At 53.2% G+C, this 21,328-nt stretch carries 15 protein-coding genes and 1 riboswitch; of the genes, 12 read left to right on the top strand and 3 right to left on the bottom strand.

Annotated elements, in window-relative coordinates; all coding sequences use genetic code 11:
* Positions 1 to 69: 69 nt before the first annotated feature.
* The 5 genes from AN477_RS20440 (at position 70) to AN477_RS20460 (ending at position 6,907) form a co-directional block, all read left to right on the top strand.
* Positions 70 to 1,722 (top strand): FAD-binding dehydrogenase, encoded by a 1,653-nt coding sequence (locus AN477_RS20440; protein WP_054971071.1) that lies wholly within the window; start codon positions 70 to 72, stop codon positions 1,720 to 1,722.
* An 89-nt stretch (positions 1,723 to 1,811) separates the two neighbouring features.
* Positions 1,812 to 3,263 carry an MFS transporter gene (locus AN477_RS20445; protein WP_054971041.1) on the top strand — a complete coding sequence of 484 codons (1,452 nt, stop codon included), beginning with the start codon at positions 1,812 to 1,814 and terminating at the stop codon, positions 3,261 to 3,263.
* Positions 3,264 to 3,376: 113 nt separating this feature from the next.
* Complete coding sequence (gene glnA, locus AN477_RS20450; protein WP_281176394.1) at positions 3,377 to 4,801, top strand: type I glutamate--ammonia ligase; 1,425 nt, start codon at positions 3,377 to 3,379, stop codon at positions 4,799 to 4,801.
* 356 nt (positions 4,802 to 5,157) lie between these two features.
* Positions 5,158 to 6,348, top strand: coding sequence for an MFS transporter (locus tag AN477_RS20455; protein WP_054971073.1), 1,191 nt, complete (start codon positions 5,158 to 5,160; stop codon positions 6,346 to 6,348).
* A 175-nt stretch (positions 6,349 to 6,523) separates the two neighbouring features.
* A complete protein-coding gene (locus AN477_RS20460; protein ID WP_054971042.1) occupies positions 6,524 to 6,907 on the top strand; it encodes a hypothetical protein in 384 nt (127 codons plus the stop codon).
* A gap of 283 nt (positions 6,908 to 7,190) precedes the next feature.
* Here the strand turns inward: AN477_RS20460 and AN477_RS20465 are convergent, their stop codons facing one another.
* Positions 7,191 to 7,457, bottom strand: coding sequence for a hypothetical protein (locus AN477_RS20465; protein ID WP_054971043.1), 267 nt, complete (start codon positions 7,455 to 7,457; stop codon positions 7,191 to 7,193).
* Positions 7,458 to 7,709: 252 nt separating this feature from the next.
* On the opposite strand from AN477_RS20465, the gene AN477_RS20470 reads away from it, so the two are divergent.
* Genes AN477_RS20470 through AN477_RS20480 form a run of 3 tightly spaced genes read left to right on the top strand, consistent with a single transcriptional unit; the run spans position 7,710 to position 11,776 of the window.
* Positions 7,710 to 9,470 (top strand): spore germination protein, encoded by a 1,761-nt coding sequence (locus AN477_RS20470; RefSeq protein WP_245631912.1) that lies wholly within the window; start codon positions 7,710 to 7,712, stop codon positions 9,468 to 9,470.
* Positions 9,463 to 10,677, top strand: coding sequence for a Ger(x)C family spore germination protein (locus tag AN477_RS20475; RefSeq protein ID WP_054971044.1), 1,215 nt, complete (start codon positions 9,463 to 9,465; stop codon positions 10,675 to 10,677). The genes AN477_RS20470 and AN477_RS20475 overlap by 8 nt, the downstream gene beginning before the upstream one ends.
* 1 nt (position 10,678) lies before the next feature.
* Positions 10,679 to 11,776: a GerAB/ArcD/ProY family transporter gene (locus AN477_RS20480; RefSeq protein WP_054971045.1), complete on the top strand. Its 1,098-nt coding sequence runs from the start codon at positions 10,679 to 10,681 to the stop codon at positions 11,774 to 11,776.
* A gap of 151 nt (positions 11,777 to 11,927) precedes the next feature.
* On the opposite strand, the gene AN477_RS20485 is transcribed toward AN477_RS20480, so the two are convergent.
* Positions 11,928 to 12,758, bottom strand: coding sequence for an EamA family transporter (locus tag AN477_RS20485; protein WP_054971046.1), 831 nt, complete (start codon positions 12,756 to 12,758; stop codon positions 11,928 to 11,930).
* A gap of 500 nt (positions 12,759 to 13,258) precedes the next feature.
* Positions 13,259 to 13,341: riboswitch (ZMP/ZTP riboswitch) on the top strand.
* A 56-nt stretch (positions 13,342 to 13,397) separates the two neighbouring features.
* Here AN477_RS20485 and AN477_RS20490 point away from each other — a divergent pair.
* Positions 13,398 to 14,279, top strand: coding sequence for a bifunctional 5,10-methylenetetrahydrofolate dehydrogenase/5,10-methenyltetrahydrofolate cyclohydrolase (locus AN477_RS20490; RefSeq protein WP_054971047.1), 882 nt, complete (start codon positions 13,398 to 13,400; stop codon positions 14,277 to 14,279).
* Between the two features lie 887 nt (positions 14,280 to 15,166).
* Here the strand turns inward: AN477_RS20490 and AN477_RS24820 are convergent.
* Positions 15,167 to 15,373, bottom strand: coding sequence for a hypothetical protein (locus AN477_RS24820; protein WP_054971048.1), 207 nt, complete (start codon positions 15,371 to 15,373; stop codon positions 15,167 to 15,169).
* A 75-nt stretch (positions 15,374 to 15,448) separates the two neighbouring features.
* Here AN477_RS24820 and AN477_RS20500 point away from each other — a divergent pair, with 75 nt between their 5' ends.
* From AN477_RS20500 to AN477_RS20510, 3 genes are all read left to right on the top strand, one after another.
* Positions 15,449 to 17,263, top strand: a complete 1,815-nt coding sequence (locus AN477_RS20500; protein ID WP_054971049.1) for a M3 family oligoendopeptidase — start codon at positions 15,449 to 15,451, stop codon at positions 17,261 to 17,263.
* Positions 17,260 to 18,999, top strand: a complete 1,740-nt coding sequence (locus AN477_RS20505; RefSeq protein WP_054971050.1) for a serine hydrolase — start codon at positions 17,260 to 17,262, stop codon at positions 18,997 to 18,999. Before AN477_RS20500 ends, AN477_RS20505 begins: the two co-directional genes overlap by 4 nt.
* 195 nt (positions 19,000 to 19,194) lie before the next feature.
* On the top strand, positions 19,195 to 21,294 hold the full coding sequence (locus tag AN477_RS20510) for an FUSC family protein (RefSeq protein ID WP_054971051.1): 2,100 nt from the start codon (positions 19,195 to 19,197) through the stop codon (positions 21,292 to 21,294).
* Positions 21,295 to 21,328 lie beyond the last annotated feature (34 nt).

Below are 21,328 nucleotides of genomic sequence, written 5' to 3' on the forward strand. Positions count from 1 at the left end.
GAAAAGTAAATGAATCAGTTCACGCGTTCAGCGTTCGCGATGACAGCATGAGGTGGGGTTCGCAACTTGATGGATTTTGATGTGATTGTCGTAGGCGCAGGATTAGCTGGACTTGTGGCGACAGCAGAGCTGGCGGCAGCACGGAAGAAGGTACTGCTGCTCGACCAGGAACCTGAGTCTTCCTTTGGCGGCCAAGCGTGGTGGTCGTTTGGCGGACTGTTCCTCGTGGATTCGCCCGAGCAAAGGCGGATGGGGATCAAGGATTCACGCGAATTGGCCTGGCAGGACTGGCTTGGGGCGGCTGGTTTTGACCGGGAAGCGGATGAGGACTATTGGGCCGTACGCTGGGCTCGCGCCTATGTCGACTTTGCAGCGGGTGAGAAACGCTCATGGCTGCACAGCCTGGGTGTGCGTTTCTTCCCTGTGGTCGGCTGGGCTGAACGAGGGGGTTACCTCGCCGAGGGACACGGAAACTCTGTCCCTCGCTTTCATATTGTGTGGGGAACCGGCCCATCGATCGTGGAGCCCTTTGCAAACAGGGTGCGGCAGGGGATTGCGGACGGGCATGTCATCTACCGTGATCGCCATCGCGTCGATGAACTCATCACAAGAAATGGGGCTGTGGTCGGTGCGCGCGGGGCAGTCCTTGCGCCGAGCACGGTTGGACGGGGGGAAGAGAGCTCACGGGAGGTCGTCGGGGAGTTTGAGTACGAGTCTGGTGCCGTGGTCGTTGCGAGCGGCGGGATCGGTGGAAACCATGAACTTATCCGGCAAAACTGGCCAGCCCGCCTAGGCACTCCGCCGAAGCGAATGCTGTCCGGGGTTCCAGCCCATGTTGACGGACGTATGCTCGCCATTACAGAACAAGCGGGAGGACGGATCGTCAATCGCGACAGGATGTGGCATTACACGGAGGGCATTCAAAACTGGAACCCAGTCTGGCCAAAGCACGGCATTCGAATTCTTCCGGGTCCTTCTTCGCTCTGGCTGGATGCGCGAGGTCAAAGATTTCCGGCACCAAACTTCCCTGGTTTCGATACACTCGGCACACTCAAAGCGATTTTGGATACGGGATATGATTATTCCTGGTTCGTTCTCACACAAAAGGTCATCGAAAAGGAATTTGCACTCTCGGGGTCTGAGCAAAATCCCGATCTGACGAACAAGAGTATCAGGCAGTTACTGACGCGGATCCGGTCCGGTGCTCCTGGGCCGGTGCAGGCCTTTATGAATCAAGGTGAGGACTTTATTATCGCACAGACACTGCCAAAGCTTGTCGATGGGATGAATCGGCTGAGTGGAGAGAACCTCATCTCGCTCGCCGATCTTGAGCGGCAAATGATCGCTAGAGACCGCGAGATGGAAAACCGATTTACTAAGGATCTGCAGATCACGGCGCTTCGCGGTGCGAGGCAGTATCTCGGTGACAAGTTGATTCGCGTCGCAAGGCCGCACAGTTTTCTCGATCCGGCGAACGGCCCCCTAATTGCGGTTCGACTGCGGATTGTCAGCAGAAAGACACTCGGCGGACTACAGACAAACCTGTCTGGGCAGGTCCTCGATGCGGGAGGCAAGCCGGTACCTGGTTTGTATGCTGCGGGGGAGGTCTCTGGATTTGGCGGAGGTGGGGTGCACGGCTACCGTTCCCTCGAAGGAACATTTCTCGGCGGATGTCTATTCTCGGGTCGGCAGGTGGGGCGCACTCTGTCCGGACTGAACTGATTGGACAGAGTTCCCAGACAAGGCATCTGTCTGCGTGTGTGCTACAATGATATATCGGGTATCGAAATAAATTGTAGCGAGGGCAGTTTATGAACAGCACAACACAGATTTCCGCGTCACGGCCTGCCGCCGTTAACCCCTGGCTTGTGATGACTGTCACTGGCTTAGGGGTTCTGCTTGTGATGGTCAATTTGGGCGCGCTGAATGTGGCTTTGCCCGCCATCGCATTGCATTTTCACGCCAAAGCCGTGATCGCCAACTGGATTCTTCTCTCTTACATGTTGGTGAACACGATTCTGATTCTCATATTCGGCCCGCTCTCAGACGCGTTTGGCCGCAAGCAGCTGTACCTCTTGGGTATGGCTGTGTTTACGGTCGTCAGTCTGTTTGTTGGACTTGCGCCGAACATTTGGTGGTTTATTGCGTTGCGGGCACTGCAAGCAGCCGGTGGCGCGCTCATCATTACGAACAACACGGCGCTCATCACGGACTCATTTCCGAGTGAGCAGTTGGGACAAGGCTTGTCCGTTAACGTCCTCATCAGTTCGGTCGCCCAGCTCGTTGGACCCGTTATCGGTGGGGCAGTCACTGCACGCCTTGGCTGGGAGTGGGTGTTTTGGGCCGGGGTTCCAATCGGGATCGTTGGCGTCGTATGGGGGTATTTTGTCCTGCGCCGAGTGCCAAGCCGCGCTTCCGGGGGCCGTGTGGACTGGACTGGCGGCGCACTCATCTTCCTTGCCCTTAGCGGCGTTATCTTCTCCTTGTCAGAGGGAAGCACGCTTGGTTGGGGAAGCGCCTTCGTCCTCATCGGCTTTGCGTTATTTGTTGTGTTAATGCCAATCATACTTTGGCAGCAACGGCGGTCGGTTGCACCGATGATAGACTTCTCTTTGTTTGGCGACCGCGGTTACACAATGGCGAACTTCGCAGCGTTCCTGAACGCGTTCGCCCGTATCTCGGTTGTCCTTCTGTTTAGCTTATACCTGCAATCTCTGGCTCACCTGAGTGTGTTTTGGGCGGGTATCGCGGTGCTCCCGGTAACAATTGGACTGCTCCTTGCAACGCCAGTCACCGGGGCCTTGAGCAACCGCATCAGCGTCCGTATCCTGTCCACAGTCGGACTCTCTGTGAGTGCCATTGGGCTGGCGCTGCTCATTCCAGGAGTTTCGCTGCACCCGAATCACCTTTTGAACAGCCTCGGTATGGGGTTGGTCGGGTTTGGATCCGGCGTGTTTCTCACGCCAAATACCCGTTACATCATGACCACTGTGCCACCAAGCCGCAGAGGCTTCGCAAATGGACTTCGATCCATGCTGCAGAATATGGGCCAGGTGTTTAGCACGGCTGTCTCGTTGACCGTTGTCACTGCTTTGTTGCCGCCCCGTCTTCAAGATGTTGTCTATCAAGGCGCCAGCGGAACGGTTACGAGCGCCGATGTGAACCTGGTGAATACAGCGTTTCGCTGGGCGTTTGGTGTTCTTCTGATTGCCACTGTAATGGGTATCGTGGCATCTGCCCTTCGGGGAAAGAAACAAAGGTGATTTTTTGTCGATCCGGGGAATTTGATGTTAGGTTTTCTGACATATGGTGTTGACGCATGTGTGCACTCTTTTTATATTACTAGTGACCATAGTTCCTAGGGAGTGAACAGAGAGTGACGACAGCACGCGAAGTGTTGGAACTGATGAAACAAAACAACGTCGAAATGGTAGACTTTCGGATTGTCGATGTCCCAGGACGTCAACATCATGTAACGATTCCCGCAGTGGAAGTCGATGAGGAAGTACTGGAAAACGGCATTGCTTTCGATGGATCGAGTATTCAGGGATTCCGCGGTATTGAAGAAAGCGACATGGTGATGCGTCCGGTCCTCGAGACTGCGTTTGTCGATCCGTTCATGGCTGTACCAACCCTAGCTCTTTCCTGCAGCGTGTACGAGCCAAGCGGCACCCGCTATGAGCGCGACCCACGCTTTATCGCTGAGAAGGCGGAATCGTACCTTCAGGACAGCGGGATTGCAAGCGCAGCGTATTTTGGTCCTGAGCTCGAATTCTTCATCTTTGACGATGTTCGTTTTGATGCCAGCAACCGCGGGGCGTTCTACCAAGTGGATTCCGAGGAAGCCATGTGGAACACAGGAAACGGCGAGAAAAACCTCGGCTACAAGGTCAAGAACAAGGGTGGTTACTTCCCGGTTCCGCCAGTCGACTCGCAACAAGACATCCGAACTGAGATGGTTCGTGAGCTGATGAACGCAGGGATTCGCGTGGAACGCCATCACCATGAGGTTGCCACGGCTGGACAGGCTGAAATCAACTTCCGTTTCGGCACGCTCACTCGCACAGCTGACAACGTCATGACTTACAAATACATCATCCGCAATGTTGCTCATAAATACGGCAAGACTGTCACCTTCATGCCGAAACCGGTGTACGGCGACAACGGATCGGGCATGCATGTTCACCAGAGCTTGTTCGATGGTGACAAACCGCTGTTCTTTGAGGAAGGCAAGTACGCCAACCTCAGCGAAATGGCGCTCTACTACATCGGCGGTATTCTCGAACACGCACCTGCGTTGCTCGCGTTTGCAACACCGAGCACGAACTCATTCAAGCGTCTTGTCCCAGGTTTCGAAGCACCTGTTAACCTGGTCTTTTCAAAGGGTAACCGCAGTGCCGCTATCCGCGTACCGGTTGCTGCCGTTTCACCGAAGACAGCTCGCATCGAGTTCCGTACGCCGGACTGCACAGCGAACCCGTACCTCGCCTTTGCAGCGATGTTGATGGCAGGTCTCGACGGTATCAAGCGCAAACTTGACCCACGTCAACTTGGCTACGGCCCGCTCGATAAGAACATCTATGAGCTGCCGGCGCCCGAAAAGGCACAGATTAAGAGTGTTCCAGGCTCCTTGGAAGAGGCTCTGGTTGCACTCGAATCCGACTTTGAGTTCCTGCTTGAAGGCGGCGTGTTCACAAAGGACTTCATTTACAACTGGATCGACTTCAAACGGACCAACGAGGTTGCAGCACTGAACCTGCGCCCGCATCCGCTCGAGTTCCAGATGTACTACGACCTGTAAGATTTGATTTGATTTGTCCGCTGCCGATGGTGCCGATGGTGCCGATGGTGCCGATGGTGCCGATGGTGCCGATGGTGCCGATAGTGCCGATAGTGCCGATAGTGCCTGAAGGGCTCATTGCTTGATAAGAGGCTCACTGCTTGTTTTAGACACAAGGAGTAGTCATACCAAATGAAGTGTCCAAATGAAGTGTCCGAGGTTCCGCATCTGCGGTATCCCCGGGCACTTCATTTGTTTCGGGAGGAAAGGAGGAAAGGAGGAAAGGAGGAAAGGAGGAAAGGAGACACATTTATGTACCGAACTCGTTTTTGGTATCATTGTTTCTATCGCATCTAGAAGGGGTTTTTCAGTTGAGTGTGAGTTATCTGGAACGTGGACGACCGGAGTACCTACGAGCGACTCTGTCTCTGTTTGCTGGTGCTTTTGTGACGTTTGCGATTCTTTATACAACGCAGCCTATCTTGCCGGAGTTGTCTAAGCAGTTTCACGTCAGTCCGACAGAAGCGAGCCTTTCCGTTTCTGCTGCTACCGGAGCGCTTGCCATTTCGATGCTGTGGGTATCGGGAATATCGGATATCTGGGGCAGAAAGCGGCTGATGAGCGCTTCATTGGTCGCTTCTGCACTGCTTGCGATTGTTGTTTCCTTTTCACCGTCATTGCCTCTCTTAATCGCACTGCGAGCCTTACAGGGTATTGTGCTTGCAGGATTTCCGTCCATCGCCATGGCGTATGTAAACGAAGAGTTCCACCCGTCGAGTGCAGGCAGTGCGATGGGACTGTACGTGAGCGGTACATCCGTGGGTGGGATGGTAGGACGGATGGTAACCGGCGCATTGACGGATGCTCTTTCGTGGCGTTACGCAATCCTCATTCTTGGCTTCCTTAGTCTTTCAATAGCGGCTTTGTTTTGGTTTACTTTGCCACGTCCAAGGCACTTTTCACCACGGCGTGTGAGCGTTCGTGAACAGTTTCAAAGACTTCGGGAGGCACTTGGAAAACCTCAGTTAGTTGGCGTGTACACCTTGGGCTTTCTGCTCATGGGTGGATTCGTGACCACTTATAACTACATCAGTTACTTGCTGATGGGACCGAGGTATCATCTCAGCCAGACGTGGGTCGGTATGATTTTTGTCGTATACCTCACTGGGACCCTCAGCTCAGCTTGGATTGGACGTAGGGCTGATAAAGTCGGCCGCGGGCGGTCGATCCAACTTTCGAGCACTATCTCCATCGTCGGCATCGCTGTGACTTGGTCTCCCAACCTTATCTTGAAAATACTTGGGCTAGCGCTCTTTACCTTTGGATTTTTTGGTTGCCACGCTGTCGCAAGCGGTTGGGTCGGGAGGTTGGCTCCGCACACGCGTGCTCAGGCATCGTCTCTGTATCTGTTGTTTTACTATGCGGGCTCGAGCTTGGTAGGAGCATTTGGGGGTACGTTGTGGGTATCGCTCGGGTGGTCTGGAATTATCGGTCTCGTCATGATTCTGTATGTGGCGGCGATGGTACTGTCTGTCTTTATTACCAAAGCTGACACGGCAGACCGATAGAATTCTGTGTTGGCGTGGAGGGGTTTCAACAGCCAGGGAAGAGAGAGGAACTGAGTTCCGCTATCGCGTGGCGTGAAGCCGCCGACGAGCCTGAGAGAGGAACTGAGTTCCGCTATCGCGTGTCGGGAAGCGCTGGCTAGGCTGAGAGAGGAACTGAGTTCCGCTATCGCGTGGCGTGAAGCCGCCGACGAGCCTGAGAGAGGAACTGAGTTCCGCTATCGCCTGGCGGGAAGCGCCGGCGAGGCTGAGAGAGGAACTGAGTTCCGCTATCGCGTGGCGTGAAGCCGCCGACGAGCCTGAGAGAGGAACTGAGTTCCGCTATCACGTGGCGGGAAGCGCCGGCGAGGCTGAGAGAGGAACTGAGTTCCGCTATCGACCGACGGGAAGCGCTGGCGAGCCTGAGAGAGGAACTGAGTTTCTGTCTTATAACCCACAGCACAGTCTGAACCAGCGACCTTTGTGGTCGCTGGTGGCATGTTTTCAAGGGTTTTGCCAACACTACGCCGATGTTCAGATGGTTGTCGTGATTACGACGGTTCCATACCATCTGAAGAACTGATGGACGATAGGTACGCCTCGCTCGGGAGACCTTCGGGTGGTCACCGCGGGCCGGCTTGGCGCCTGTCCTGTCGGTGGCTGCTTTGTAGCCTTCAGGGTCGGGTGGTCACCGCGGGCCGGCTTGGCGCCTGTCCTGTCGGTGGCTGCTTTGTGGCCTTCAGGGTCGGATGGTCACCTTCGGATGGTCACCGCGGGCCGGCTTGGTGGCTGTCCTATCGGTGTTGGCTTTCTGGCCTTATGGTTCGGATGTCCGCCTTACCGCGGGCGGACACAAACCACATGCTTCAACCCCTTTTCGATCCGGTCTTCGCCGACGATCGGCCGCGGTTTTTCTGTGGGCTTTTTCCTCTGCTTCGTTGATACAATGCGCCCATCCCCGTAAACATATCTGAGACAATACCACCCTTGCCGAAGACGGTGCGACCGCGAAAGATAAACCATAGAATAATTGGACTAGTGATGTTTAGTGTGACGGTCACAACGACAATCGTCTTCACAAACCAACTGGTATTCAGCACAGATTGATAGAACCAAGTGTGATACAGGTCCAAAATGGCTCACCCCTCGTCTGCATATAATGCCCGAATCCCTGTACCGGCATGCCAACAGGTTCCGCTCTGTCCTTGATGTACCTGCATAATCGGTTGTCGCTGGTGAGATGCTACGACGGGAGTCGCCGACCGTTTTGTTTCGTTACGTTTATCGTTACGTATTTCGTTATGTTTATCGTTACGTTTTTCGGTGCATTTTTGTTGCATTTTTCGTTACGTGTGGGTGGGTGGTTCTCTAACGGGGGGAGCAATGTGGTTGATGTACAGGAACTGCTTGATCATCATATTTTCCATGACCTAGGAGAAAATGTTGGCAGAGTAAAGACAATTCTTGTCAAGAATGCAGATCTGGTCCAGCGGGATTTCTCCGTGAGGGAGGCGGCAGGACCGGCCTGTACGCTGTTTTATATTGATGGATTGTCAAACAACATGTTGATTGATGCAGGGGTTCTTCGCCCGCTTATCATCGACAGCGTACTTCGGGACAGAATTGCTGGTTCAACGGACTCCGGACGTGAGCATCGCCCTGCTGGACCACACCAGACAGCAGAGAGGCTTCTCATCAATCCTGAGGTGAAATTTGCAGATACATATCAAAAAGCCATTGACGGTCTCCTGGCAGGAGAAAGTCTTCTATTCATTGACGGCGTGGATGAGGCGCTGTTGGTGGGAACCAAAGGCTGGGAGTCAAGAAGTCCTGGTGAGACGGCGACAGAAGTTGTCATTCGCGGACCGAGAGACGGGTTTACGGAGAACATTCGAACCAATACCAGTCTCATCCGGCGTCGTATCAAAGACCCTATGTTTCGTCTCGAATCCTTGCAAATCGGCACACGAACCAAGACGTTTGTAAACGTGGTTTATATAGAAGGAATTGCGAAGCAAGAACTGGTGGACGAGGTCATGACACGTCTCGAATCCATCCAAGTTGACTCGGTACTTGAGAGCGGCTACCTAGAAGAACTCATCAGCGACGCGCCGTGGTCTCCCTTTCGAACCGTCAAACTGACGGAACGCCCGGATGTTGTGGCAGCAGCTATCCTTGAAGGGCGCGTGGCTATTCTCACTGACAGTACACCGTTTGTCCTGGTTGCACCGACCTCCTTTTGGGAAGGCCTGATGGCCAGTGACGATTACTACTCCCATTTCTATCTCGGAACTTTCTCTCGCATTATCCGTTACATTGCCTTCATTGTGAGTCTCACTTTGTCATCCATTTACGTCATGTTGGTGAGCTTTCACCAAGAAATGATCCCAACGGAGCTCGCCTTAAGTGTTGCAGCGGGTCGTGAGACAGTGCCTTTTCCTGTCTTGGTCGAGGTCCTAGGCATGGAGACGGCATTTGAACTCATGCGCGAAGCAGGACTCCGAATGCCTCGGCCGATTGGTCAGGCCGTGAGTATCGTCGGATCTCTCATCATCGGGCAAGCGGCGGTGCAGGCGGGGCTGGTCTCGCCCATCATGGTCATTGTTGTAGCGGTTACGGGAATCTCGTCATTTGCCATCCCGAGTTACAGCACGTCGTTTACCATCCGCCTGCTTCGCTTTCCGATTATCATCGCTTCAGGCACGCTGGGGCTGCTCGGTTTTGTCGGTGCCATGTTTGTCATTACCGTCCATGCACTGTCCCTGCGGTCATTCGGAGAGCCGTTCCTGGCGCCCATGATCCCGTTTCAACCATCGGATCAGAAAGATGCTCTTGTCCGGTCGCCTTGGTGGATGTTGAAGTCAAGACCCTGGATCGCCAAGGACGTAACCCGGCAAGGGAATGATCAGATGCCTAAGGCGCCAAAGAACAACGGCAGTGGCAAGGCAGATCTGGCGCCTGACGAAAAAGCTTCGGACGGACAGTCGCACAAATCTGCCCAAGGAAAGCCAGGGAGTGACCATGGGGACTCAAAATCATCTGCTTCATCGGGCCAACAGAAGCGGGCACAACCAGCCGGCACAGGAGAACAGAAAGACAAAACTCGCCGTTCAAGAAAGCCAAAGAAGATTCTCGGCGGTGCATAAGCAGTGGACGATCCCGTTTTTGCTCATCCTGTGTGTATTTGGGCTCAGTGGTTGCACGGGGGCAGTGGATATCAACGACCTGGCGATGGTCATGGCGGTCGGTCTCGATAAAGGGGATACTCCTGGCACTGTGACGGTCACGGCGCAGATTGCGCGCCCATCGGATGTGGTTGGCCAAACAGGAGCACCAGCAGCAGGTACCGGTGAGCCCATCTGGACGGCCACGGCAACAGGACGTTCCATCTTTGAGGCCATCCGTAACCTGGGCAGATACTCGTCAAGACGGGTGTACTGGGGTCATAACAAAGTCATTGTCATCGGCGAAGATTTGGCACGGGATGAAGGTATCAACGATGTCGTGGACTTCTTTTCGCGTAATCACGAGCTCCGAATGCGTACCTGGGTCGTGGTGACGCCAGACAAGGCCAGTCAAATTGTCGCGACAAAGACGGGTCTCGAGGTGGTTCCTGGTAACTCGATTGATAAGCTGTTTCACTTCAGTGACCTCGTCGCAGAGGCTCCGAAAATTGACTTGCGGACGATGCAGGCCAGTTACCTGAGTGATGGCAGTGAAGTGGTCTTACCCGTTGTTCAGACCAGGCTTCGGGGTGTTTCGACTGATAACCCAAAGGAGTTCGGATCGACTCCTCAAGTTGAATTGTCAGGGACGGCCTACTTTGAAAAGGACAAGCTGAAGGGAACGCTCAATCCAGATGATACAGAAGGGCTTATGTGGTTCGTGGACCCGCCGAAAACGAGGGTGGTGGTGATTCCCTGCTCGAGCTCAAACCCAAATCAAACGGCAACACTCGAGATACGGCACTACAAGTTCAAGGTCGTTCCACAGTATGTGCAAGGACGACCGGCATTTCGTATTCAACTGAATGTCGAGTGCAACCTGGTTGAACTGGATTGCCCGACAAAACAGAGTCACCAACAGGTTATGAAGGCGCTTGAAGCGTCAGTAGAGGCAAATCTTAAAAAGGAAATCTCGGACGCAATCGAGGCTTCGAAAACGAACAAGGTAGACTTTTTAGGGCTTGGAAGCAGGTTTCAGGATCGGTACCCAGCAGAGTGGCAGCGGATCAAATCAAACTGGCCTGAACTGCTATCGACCGCGAAAGTGAACATTGACGTGTCCGCACATATCCGAAGTCCGGTGCTTCTCAGCACGCCCACAGTTCCGGATTCAGCAGGGGATAGATGATATGACAACCAAGATCACCACAGCGATGTTTATGGCACTTGTCATCAACTTGGGTTTCGCGAAAGGGATTGGACTGACCCAAGGTATTATGGCGCGGGAAAGTGAAAACGACATCTGGATAGCGACGATTCTCTCTGTTTTACAAGGTGCGGTGCTGATGCTCATCACCGTTTGGGTCATTCGGAGAAGGCCGGACATGACCATACTCGAACAATTTGACGCGATCGTTGGGAAATGGATCGGCAAGGTGATGGCCCTACTCGCATTTGTTTTTTTTCTCGGCGCGTACATCGCGATCCTCATTACGTTTGTTTACCACTTTATGGATTACTTTCTGCCGGAGTTCCCTGTCTGGATGTTCGTCCTCGCAGCTGTCGCGATTCCTGTCTATGCCGTTTTCCATGGACTTGAGGTGACAGCTCGCATCGCTGTGCTTGGTGTCTTTTCCATCGTGGCCCTCAACTTGCTGATTATGGTTGGAAGTCTGAAAGACGTCGAATTAGACCGATTGTTGCCTGTGTTCGAGACCGGGTTTTGGAACACCGTCGCCACAACCAGGCATTATGACACAGACTGGGCTATGGCAACGATGACTGCCGGGATGATCTTGCCACTCGTCAACGACACCAAAAGCTGGGCCAAGGGCGCTGTTGGAGGGGTGCTCTATGGCGGAATATTGGTATTGTTATGGCCGATCCTTGAGTGTGGTGTGCTGTCCGCCCCACAGACTGGACACTACATCGTCGCATGTATGCAAATGGCGAGAAGTGCTCAGGTCGGCCTCTTTCTGCACCGCTACGAGATGATTATGATCGCGTTTTTTGGCATATCGCTGTTGGTCCAGTTGATGTTACTCATCTTTTGCGCGTCTCTCGCTGGTTCCCATGTGATGGGGATGAAAGACTACCGAGGTGTCGTTATCCCTGTATCCCTGATTCTTGGGGGGAGCGGTTACTTTGTCGTCTTGAACCACAATCGGGCAATGTCACTGTTAACGAACAACTGGCCAGTGATCGCGCTGCCGATTGCCATTGGCCTTCCGCTGCTGGGATGGTTACTTGGGTTGATGTTCAAGAAAAAGCTGGCTGCTGCAGCGTAGCACCTGGTTGACGTCATAAAGCAGGCTGGGGAGATTCCCAGCCTTGTTGTTGATCATGTTCGGCGTGGTCTCGACACCTATTGATGTGTGAATGATACGTTGGCTGTTTCGCCAGAATGGCACCGGTCGGTGTCGGTGTCGGTGGGTCTGACTAAAGCTTCGTAAGCACAAGGCCCACAAGTGCTGTAAAGATGCCCCACATTTGGTGTAACCGGATCCGCTCCTGAAAAAGGTAACGTCCGCTGAGCACGACAATCACGCAGTTGAGGCTGACCACAGGAAAGATGATGCTTGCGATACCTGTTTGGAGGGCGTAGAAATAGCAACTGTACGCGACTGTGCTAAGCACAGCAACAACCAGCCCGACGCGGATTTCATGTCGGTTCGGCTTGTCACGCCCGAGTTTAAACGCGAGGTATACTGTTCCACCGCCGTACATGGCGACCAGCATATCGCTTGAACTGACATGTAGAAAGGAAGATGTCTTCATTAAGATGCCGAGTATTCCGAACGAAAGGACTGCGAGGGTTACGTGTAACAACCACTGCCAGTGATGGCCGTTATGCTGGCTGTTCGGGGAATATTGGATGACGATAACGGAAACCATCATGAACAGAATACCAAGCCAGTTTACGAGCAGGATGTGCTCATGGAAGATAAGGCCTGCAGCTAGGACGGGAAATACTGCGTTGGAGGCAATGACAGGAGAGGTCAGACTGGCAGGCCCTGACTCGAAGGCGCGGGTCATCTCGAGATTGCCGTTGGTATTCAAAATGCCGATGAGGGCGCCGAGAACCACCGACCAGATGGTAAAGTGAAACGAGTGCGTTGCGAGTACATAGATAGCGGTAAGAACAAATGCTCCCAGGTAAAAGAAAAACTGAATGTTGATTTTGGATAATCCTCTCGTTGAACTCCACTTAAACAGAGAGTTGTTCATACCAAAAAAGAGTCCCGTTATCAGTGCTGCCGCCAGCCACATACGTGTGTGCCATCCCCGTTCGTCTCGTCTCAAAGCTTTTCGACTTTCTATGATTCAGCTGATTCAGCGCGTTTCTTGCTGTGTATCAGTCAGTCAGTGTATCGTCTGCATATCTCTGCTTACGCCGTTTATCTCTGTTTGTTGTGTCGCAACTGCTGTCTACCGATTTAATGTTTTCAACGTGGTTCGACAGGTTTTGTGTTGTCGGAGTTATTATGGCATGACGGTAAATGGGCGTCTATCACTCATATTTGAATTTTGGTAGACTCCAAGTGCATTGGTAGACTCCAAGGGCATTTGATTAGAAGACGGAGACGTTGCTCCATTGGTGAGGAACATATGAAGGATATGGTCCTTGCGCGATTACAGATAGGTTGTTATAGTTGAGGACGTGAGTTAACGCATGAGTAAATTGTGGATGGAGTCAATCGCGATCGAAATACGCGATCGAAATAAATGAACGCGAAGTCTTTCATTGACCAGTGATATTACCTAAACTAAACCGATTGTATAACTGGCGGAAACGTGGACAACCACGAGGGAGTACAATCGTTCGATTCAGCCGACCGCCTGGGCACCCATAACAATGGTCCCGGGCGGTCTTTATGCTGTTCGGGCATTCCAAAGGAGTGACAGCTGATGAGTCTTTCGCTGCGTGGTCGGGATGTCGCTGAACAATTGAAATCATCGATTCAAGCTGAAGTAATTGGTTGGAAAAATCAGGATGTTGAACCGAGAGTGGTGACAATTCTGGTTGAAGGCGATCCCGCTTCTGAATACTACGCAAAGTCCAAAGGCCGCGTTGCAAGACAACTTGGCATTGAATATGAAATTCTCCACTTCAGTCGGAAGGTTTCTGAGGAAGCCTTGCGATCAACTGTTCAAAAGCTCAACCGCGACGATTCTGTACACGGCATTATGATTGAACTTCCCCTGCCTTCTCATATCAACACCTTGTCGGTGACGGAGATGATTGAGCCGCACAAGGATGTAGACGGTTTAACACGGGCAAATCGGCATGCAAACATTACAGGGGAGCAGGGCATCTATCCGGCTACACCGCTTGCTGCCGTTCGACTGTTGAAACACTATGGCTTCTCTCCCTCTGGTAAGCATGTGGCGCTGGTTGGTTTCGGCCAGACGGTCGGGCAGCCTTTGTTCCACGTATTGGTCCGTGAGAATGCGACTGTTACCGTATGCCACGCAGGTACGCCGGACATTTCCCGTCATACCCTCGCTTCAGACATCATTTTTGTGGCAGTTGGTAAAGCTGGGCTGATTACAGAAGAGATGGTTCACGATCGACATGTCATTGTAGATGCAGGCATCAACCAAATTAGCGGCAACGAAATCGTTGGAGATGTCGATCCACTTGTAGCAGGCAAGGTACGTGCTATGTCTCCGACGCCAGGGGGAGTTGGCACGGTTACAACCATGCAGTTGTTTGCCAACTTGATGACCGCGCTCTCGTGGCAGCAAAACTTGGGCCTGCTTGACTTGACTGCTGTTGGAATGGCGTAAGGGTGGGCTGCAAAGGATAAGCACCGGTGGAGTCGCTAAGAACGACTTAAGGTGGCCGAAGTTCGGTGTACTCAGTCTAATAAGTAAGTCGCTGAGAGCGACTTAACCTTATGATTTTTCGGAGCTAAGTCGGCCGGAGCGACTTAGCCTCGGCATTTTTTGAAGTTAAGTCGGCCGCACCGACTTAAGGTGGCCGAAGTCTGGTGCACTGAGTCTAATAAGTCGCTGAGAGCGACTTAACCTTATGATTTTCCAGATTTAAGTCGGCCAGAGCGACTTAGCCTCGTCACTTTTTGAAGTTAAGTCGGTCACACCGACTTAAGATGGCTGAGGTTCGGGTCGCCCAGTCTAATAAGTCGCTGAGAGCGACTTAACCTTATGATTTTTCGGAGCTAAGTCGGCCGGAGCGACTTAGCCTCGGCATTTTTTGAAGTTAAGTCGGCCGCACCGACTTAAGGTGGCCGAAGTCTGGGTCGGCCAGTCTAATAAGTCGCTGAGAGCGACTTAACCTTATGATTTTCCAGATTTAAGTCGGCCAGAGCGACTTAGCCTCGTCATTTTTTGAAGTTAAGTCGGCCGCACCGACTTAAGGTGGCCGAAGTCTGGGTCGGCCAGTCTAATAAGTCGCTGAGAGCGACTTAACCGTATGATTTTCCAGAGCTGAGTCGGTCAGAGCGACTTAGCCTCGTCACTTTTTGAAGTTAAGTCGGTCACACCGACTTAAGGTGGCTGAGGTTCGGGTCGCCCAGTCTAATAAGTCGCTCCCAGCCACTAACCACGTGGTTCCATTGCCCCAAAAGCCGAAACGCCGAAACCCCGGTGGCGCATGGCTTATGCTGCCAAGTGAAACATCTACTGTTTCGTGTATAATAGAATCGACAGACAATTTAGGCACCTGTCTCGGGTGCCTTTCGTGTTTTCACCGTTTGTGTTTCTTCTTTTCGTGTTACTTTGTTTTTCACTTTGTTTTTCACTTTGTTTTTCACTTTGTTTTTCACTTTGTTTTTCACTTTGTTTTTCACTTTGTTTTTCACTTTGTTTTTCACTTTGTTTTTCACTTTGTTTTTCACTTTGTTTTTCACTTTGTTTTTCACCTTGTTTCCACCCCGTTTCCACCTGGTTTTTACCTTATTTCTATCTTTCGCGCTTCAACAAGAGGAGGAGTTTACGTGGCACCGTTAAAGCGGAGTGATGTGCCGGAAGAACAAGTATGGAATTTGTTAGATATTTTCCAAGATGAAGCAGCGTTTGACGCTGCCATTGTCAACTTAAAACAGGTGGTTGAGGGCCTGGGAGCTCATGAGTCGACCCTTGGCACGAGTGATGAGGGGCTTTTTAAGTTCTTGCAGGCACGCGACGAAGTTTTGAGTCAGTCCGCACGTATTACCTCTTACGCAATGCTGAAGTTTAGCGAAGACGGGAGCGATCCTCGCCATCAAGCCTTGATGGGCAAAGCACAATCGGCTGCTCATCGGGTTCAAGCGACTTTCACGAAGCTCATCAATACATACCTTAGTCTGCCAGAGGCAACGTTGCAGTCGTACGCAGAGAGCACAGGTCCGCTCGCGTTGTACAAGCAATACCTGTCGGAACTCGTTCAGATGAAGGCGCACAAACTTGCCCCTCAAGCCGAGTCCGCCTTGGCTGCGGTTTCCGAGGTTTTGAATGCCCCGTCAAACCTCTACCGCAATGCGACCGGTGCGGATTTACGTTGTGGCACTGTACCTGATGAAGAAGGCAACGAGTTTATGGTGACGCCGTTTTCAGTCATGGTTCGATCCGAGACATCTCACGACGGGGCGTTTCGAAGACGCGCTTACGATGCGTTAAACAACGGTCTGAAACCGTATCACAATACCCTTGGCGTGTCACTGACGACCGAGATCAAAAAGAATGTAGCCTTGGCGAAACTCCGCGGGTATTCCTCAACCGCCGAGATGCTGCTTCATCAAAGTGATGTGTCTGGGTTCCCGAGTGATAACATTCCCGTATCCTTCTTTGAACGTGTTCCCGGCATCATCCTGAAGGAACTGGCACCGCATATGCAGCGATACGCTCGTCTTCGAGCGAAAGTTTGGGGTGTGCAAAAGATCCACTTTTGCGACGTCAAGGCTCCAGTTGTGGACACCAGCTCGGAGAAGATCCCGTTCGCAGAGGTTCAGAGGATTATCCCGGAAGCAGTCTCTGTGATGGGCGAAGAATACCGTGCCCTGACAGAACGGGCCTTTCAGGACAAGTGGATCTACCGCGGCGACAATATTGGGGCACTCCAAGGGGCGTATTGCAATCCCGTACCAGGAGTCCATCCCTATGTTTTCGATCCGTACCACGGTATTCTCTATGACATGTTTACACTGGTGCACGAACTAGGCCACGCTGCCCACGGCGTGTTTATGAGCGGGCAGGTTCAACAAAACCGTATGTCGAGCCGCCTGTTTGTGGAAGCCCCGTCAACATTCAACGAACACCTGCTCGGCCGTTATCTGCGCCAGTCCGGCAGTCCGGAAACGCGTTTGCGCACAGCATGTGCGCAGTTGTTTACCTTCCACCACAACTTCGTGACACACCTGATTGAAGGGGAACTGCTGCGTCGACTCTATCTGCTTGCAGATGCTGGCGAGCCTGTCACGACGTCTGTGCTCGACAAGACTCAACTCGAGATCCTGCAGGAGTTCTGGGGTGATTCTGTGGAGTTTGATGACGGGGCGGAGCTCGTTTGGATGAGACAAGCCCATTACTACTCAGGTTTGTATCCTTACACGTATTCGGTTGGGCTCACCGCTTCTACAGCGCTTGCTGTAAGGATGGAACAAGGGGAGGACATCGCCGAGACCTGGATTTCGGCCCTGAAAGCCGGCGGTTCGAAACATGCCCTTGAGCTGTTCCGCGACGCTGGTATTGAAATGGACTCGGATGCTCCCTATCAGGAAGCAGTCGGATACGTTGGCCGTCTGATCGACGAATTGGAGGCAGGATTGGCATGAGCGTGGGTGGGATCGAGTGGCAGGAACAATGGTCGGACGATATTCGCGCGCTGATTCAAAGTGCGATGGACCGTTTACACGTGGCAGGTGCTGCAGTTGCTGTGGTCTCAAATGACAACGTTGTGATGTCCGAAGGATTCGGCTATCGGAATATTGACTCCAAAGCCCCTGCGGATGAGGATACGCTGTTTGCTATCGGATCGGCCACAAAGGCATTTACAACAATGTCTGCAGCCCTGCTCGCAGAGAGTGGTGACATGGACTGGGACAAGCCGGTTCAAAGTTATCTGCCTGAGTTTCAGCTGTCCGATCCGATTGCAACACATGAAGCTACCCCTCGAGACCTAGGCAGTCATCGGGTGGGCTTACCACGACATGAATTTTCCTGGTACAAGGCTGAGTTGTCGAGAAAGGAACTGATCGATCGGCTGCGTTATCTGCCCCTCAGCCGACCATTCCGAACGACCTTTCAATACCAAAACATGATGTTCACGACGCTTGGTTATCTCGTCGAGCGTGTGTCTGGACTCACCTGGGAGCAGTTTACGGCCAGTCGCATTCTGGCGCCGCTTGGCATGCACCGGACGAACTTCTCCGTGAAGGACTCGAGGAAGGACGAGAACCACGCGACCCCTTACGTCACAAAGGATGGGGTCAACCGGGCTGTACCCTTTGCCGACATTGATGCGCTCGGCCCAGCGGGAACCATCAACTCCTCAGTCAAGGACATGGCCAAATGGATCCGTCTGCACCTGGCAGGGGGTAAGCTTGGTGAGAACCGCATCATAAGTGAAACGGGACTCGCAGAGATGCATCAACCGCAGATGATCATTAAGCCGCCCGTCAAGGATGAGCGCCGCCTTGGCACCGCTTATGGCTTAGGATGGTTTACAGAAGTCTATCAGGGGAACTTCATCTTGCACCACGGCGGAAACATCGACGGGTTTTCCGCAATGGTGATGCTCGTCCCGTCAAGACAGCTTGGGATCGTGGTCCTTTGTAACCAGGAAGTCAGCGTCTTCCCGGCCAGCGTCGCGTATTCCGTTGTGGACAAGGTGCTCGGCTTACCTGACTTTGAATGGACGCCGTATCTGGCGGATCAACTGCAAAAACAGTTTGCTGCCATTCAGCAGGCCGGAAACTACGATGCAGAGCGCAAGGAGGGCACCGCTCCGAGCCACAACCTGGAGGACTATTGTGGGGATTTTGAGCATCCAGCTTACGGAACAGCTCGAATTTTGATGCACGACGGGCAACTGTTCCTGACCTATCACACTTGGCCTGAAGAGGTTCCAATGGAGCACTACCACTACGACGTGTTCATCATGCGGGCAGAGATGGAGACCATTCCCATGACTTGGCGCGTACCCTTTCGTGCAGGCCTCAACGGCGCCATTGACGAATTGGAGATCCAGTTTGAAGACCTGACTGCACCGATCGTGTTCAAACGGAAGGCTGTATCGGTTGACCTGTCTGCAACGGAACTTGAGGGGTACGCCGGTGACTACACTCTGCTTGACGTGCAGACCCTGACCGTCGATCTCGTTGGAGACAGTGTGCTTGCCTTGATTGTGGCAGGACAACCTCCTTATACCTTGCTCCCTGAGGCCAATCACCGTTTTGCGCTGAAAGGTTTAAGTGGGTTTGCTGTTCAATTTCATGTCTCCGACACCGGCGAGTGCACGGGTGGGGATATGATCCAGCCAAATGGTATTTTCGCTTTCAAGAGAGCATAGTCTAACCCCATGTACACGTTGAAGAGGCCCGGCTGCCCAGATGGCGGTCGGGTCTCTGTTTGTGTTACTGCCTAACTTGCGGTCACGCTCTTTGTTTGTGTTACTGCCAAGATAGAGTTAGACTGAAGCTTTGGCTCGTGTTCTTCACGATCCACTGCAAAATCACTCCTATTCATTTTCTGCTAAGGTGAAGATATGGCACAACATCGACGTCAGTCCTCAATGCGGGCAGAGATTTTGCCGCCCGAACAACCAAAGAGATTCGTGGGTACTTTTCAGCTGCGTTCTGCACGTTACCCGTGGGGTAAAGCGGCAGCAGCGTCACTCAGTATGGGTATTTGCATCCTGCTTGGTGCAATAGCAGGGCACGTCGACTGGGGCTTGATCGCGACAGTCGGCGGATTTACGTCGCTCTACGTGCATAACGAACCCTATGCCCAAAGAGCTGTCAAACTTGTCGTCGTTGGACTCGCGCTGGCGGCAAGTCTTGCACTCGGTACTCTATCGGCGCCTTATACCTGGAGTATGGCGCTCACACTTGGTGTGGTGAGCATGGCAGCGACCTTCTTTGCCGGTGCCTATCGCATCCCACCTCCATCCGGTTACTTTTTCATCCTTGTCTGTGCACTTGGAACAGGCCTGCCTGTCGATCCCGGTTCCGCACCTCTACGCTTCGGCCTCGCACTGATCGGCGTCGCAGTCGCTTGGGTCATCAGCATGGTTGGTTGGATCCGTCACCCTCATCGGCCCGAGACGTCGGCTGTGATGGCTGCGTTTCGTGAAGTGGCTGCGTTTCTTGGCGCATCGGATCACGCCGATAAAGCACAACATAATGCGGCTCTAGCACTTCGTGCATCCGAAGCCGCTGTGACGGGTGCGCGTCAGGTACACTGGCGGCAACCTGGCACCTCGTATCGCTTGTACATGTTGCATGAACGTCTCAAGGCATTGTTCATGGCTGGAATCTCCATCGCGGCGGAAGGCAAAGGGCCGATTCATCCAGGGCTCTCCGGTGCCGTCATTGGGATCTCTCGGGCGATAACCGATTCAACTAGGGCCGAAGGGCTCGTCGTCCCACAACCAGGGTTAAATACACCGGCTCGTTGGCGGGCCCACCGGGAACTTGAGCAGGCGCAAAGGATCGCCGCGACACCGCCGAGTGAGTTTTCGCCGAAGTTCCAACCGTCTCGACGCAGTGTAAAAGATGTTCTGTCTGGAGCACTCGACCGGCGATCCGGTGTCATCGAAAACGTGCTCCGGATGGGCCTTGTGGTAGTTTTGGCGACCGTGATCGCCCACCTGTTGGGGAATCCCCGACCGTATTGGGTACCACTGACCTGTGCGTCGGTGCTTCAAGGCGTAACGCAGGCCGGTACCTTGCAACGCACGATTCAAAGAGCTCTGGGAACGACAATCGGTGTTATTCTGGGCAGCTTGATTTTGGCCGCCCATCCACCTGTCGCCGTGATGATTGTCGCACTGATGGGATTCCAGTGGCTCGCAGAACTCCTGATTGTTCGGAACTATGGCCTAGCAATGGTGGTTATTACACCTCTGCCGCTCATCCTGGCAGAGGCAGGATTGCCGGGGCTGCAGCCGGCTTTTCTGGTGCACTCAAGGTTGGAAGATACGCTGCTTGGCTGTGTGATCGGTGTGATTGGCGTTTTGGTGCTCTGGCGGAGAGCGTCGTCCCAACGGCTGCCCCATCTCGCGGCAGAAGCCCTCCGTTTGGAAGGGGCACTTTTGCTGTCTGCCGCTTTGGTAAGGCAGCACGAGGCACCGTTGAGGCACGAGGCCACGGTGAGACACGAGGCAGCGTTGAGGCGCGAGGCCGCGGTGAGGAACGAGGCCGCGGTGAGGAACGACTTGGTGAAGCAGAAAAATGCTCTGCAGGGGCTGTTGCTCCATCTACGCACTACCTATGACGCTGCAGTCAGTGAGATTCCACGAGCCAAGCCCGTGCTGGAAGGTTTCTGGCCGATTATGATCGCGGTTACGAGACTTGGGTATTCTATCGTGAGCATCTCAGAGCATCCATGGGGAGATGCGTTCGACTCCAGAGGAAAGGCACAGGAAGAAAATGCGCAGGAGGGAAGGGCGCAGGAGGGAAGGGCGCAAGACACTCCTGAACCAAAGTTGGACATTACAAAGATGTTCGCAGATCTCGCAACGGCAATTGAACGCGATCAAAGGCCGTCAACCAAGCAATGGCTTGAGATTCCCGGTTTTCCGGCCATATCGGAGGACTGGCAGACGCTGCAAGAAGCATTGCAATCTGCCGCCCGGACTCGGTAACATGGGAGTGGGGAGTCACTTCGAGTAGACAATC

The organism is Paenalicyclobacillus ferrooxydans (assembly GCF_001399675.1).
In the GTDB taxonomy this organism is placed as follows: Bacteria; Bacillota; Bacilli; order Alicyclobacillales; family Alicyclobacillaceae; genus Alicyclobacillus_B; species Alicyclobacillus_B ferrooxydans.

Excerpts from the sequence above, each read along its gene's own strand:
- AN477_RS20490 (WP_054971047.1), top strand. The coding sequence starts at position 13,398 with ATGAGTCTTTCGCTGCGTGGTCGGGATGTCGCTGAACAATTGAAATCA.
- AN477_RS20440 (WP_054971071.1), top strand. The coding sequence starts at position 70 with ATGGATTTTGATGTGATTGTCGTAGGCGCAGGATTAGCTGGACTTGTG.
- AN477_RS20445 (WP_054971041.1), top strand. The coding sequence starts at position 1,812 with ATGAACAGCACAACACAGATTTCCGCGTCACGGCCTGCCGCCGTTAAC.
- AN477_RS20505 (WP_054971050.1), top strand. The coding sequence starts at position 17,260 with ATGAGCGTGGGTGGGATCGAGTGGCAGGAACAATGGTCGGACGATATT.
- AN477_RS20485 (WP_054971046.1), bottom strand. The coding sequence starts at position 12,758 with ATGTGGCTGGCGGCAGCACTGATAACGGGACTCTTTTTTGGTATGAAC.
- AN477_RS20480 (WP_054971045.1), top strand. The coding sequence starts at position 10,679 with ATGACAACCAAGATCACCACAGCGATGTTTATGGCACTTGTCATCAAC.
- AN477_RS20510 (WP_054971051.1), top strand. The coding sequence starts at position 19,195 with ATGGCACAACATCGACGTCAGTCCTCAATGCGGGCAGAGATTTTGCCG.